The following is a 625-nucleotide window of genomic DNA, read 5'->3' on the forward strand; positions in this document are numbered from 1 at the left end:
TTTAATAATTGAATAAAATGTGTATATATTTGTAGAAATAATAGCAATATTGATACAAAAATACCTAATTTTATTAGACCTGCTCCAACAGACATTCCAACACCTGCCGTTGCCCAAATACCAGCTGATGTTGTTAATCCACTAACAACATTATTGTTTTTAACAAAAATTACACCTGCTCCTAAAAATCCTATTCCAGTTATTATTTGTGATGCTACTCTTGAAGCATCATAATGACCGACATCTTCAAAACCATATTTTGATATTATCATCATTAGACATGATGAAATAGCAACGATAGCATGTGTTCTAATTCCTGCATCTTTATTTTTATTAGTTCTTTCATAACCAATAAGTACTCCTAAAAATGCTGATATCAATATTCTAATTATAAAACTATTTGTACTTGACATTATAATATATGGATTGAATCTTGATCAAAGGCAAAACTCAATTCTTCTCCTATTTTCTTTATTTCTTTTCCATGTGGATTATTAAGAACTATTTCTATTACTTCATCTCCATTTTGAACTTCATACTCATGATTTTCTCCCATGAATACACTCTTAACAACTTTTAAAGAATGATTTTTTTCGTTATATTTAATAGATTCAGGTCTTATAAC

General features: G+C 28.0%; 2 protein-coding genes. Both read right to left on the minus strand.

Annotated elements, in window-relative coordinates; translation table 11 throughout:
* Positions 1–413 (minus strand): MgtC/SapB family protein (locus tag AWT72_RS08730; protein WP_197407665.1); only part of this gene is annotated, 413 nt, incomplete at its 3' end.
* Positions 413–625: TOBE domain-containing protein (locus AWT72_RS08735; protein ID WP_156413150.1), on the minus strand; the 213-nt coding region annotated here is incomplete at its 5' end. The genes AWT72_RS08735 and AWT72_RS08730, both read right to left, overlap by 1 nt.

The sequence above is a fragment of the Oceanivirga salmonicida genome (genome assembly GCF_001517915.1).
Classification (GTDB): Bacteria; Fusobacteriota; Fusobacteriia; order Fusobacteriales; family Leptotrichiaceae; genus Oceanivirga; species Oceanivirga salmonicida.